Genomic DNA, 490 nt, shown 5'->3' with positions numbered 1-490 from the left:
ACCCCTACGACCCCGGCTGAGGGGTCGGACAACCCCTATCTAGGTCACATAATGTGTCTACTTTTTCAGGAATACCTTCCACAATCTTTCCTTGTATCAACCTCATATTCCGCATGCGTGCGGAATAGATTCCGTAGCCCTGCGGAATGGATTCCGCACGCATACGGAATAATGCTTTGATACGGTCTCCCCAAATCACGCGAGTAGGCGAGCATTCCTATTTTAGTGCACACCAATCCTCCCCCATTCCTGAAAAAGTAGACACCCCTCCAGCCTAAAAACGATCAATGCCACAACTCTACCGCTTTAATGAGCTGCTTCATCGAATTGTATTTCGTTCCCTAAAGTAATCAATCCACAACGGTAGACACTTCATACGCTTACAGATGTAAGTTGTATCTCATTCCCTAAAGTAATCAATCCACAACAAAGCTTGAACGACTAACAAAAAGTACAACGTTGTATCTCATTCCCTAAAGTAATCAATCCA

The sequence above is a fragment of the Porphyromonas sp. HMSC077F02 genome (genome assembly GCF_001815465.1).
In the GTDB taxonomy this organism is placed as follows: domain Bacteria; phylum Bacteroidota; class Bacteroidia; order Bacteroidales; family Porphyromonadaceae; genus Porphyromonas_A; species Porphyromonas_A somerae.
Note: the sequence above shows the minus strand (reverse complement) of the source record.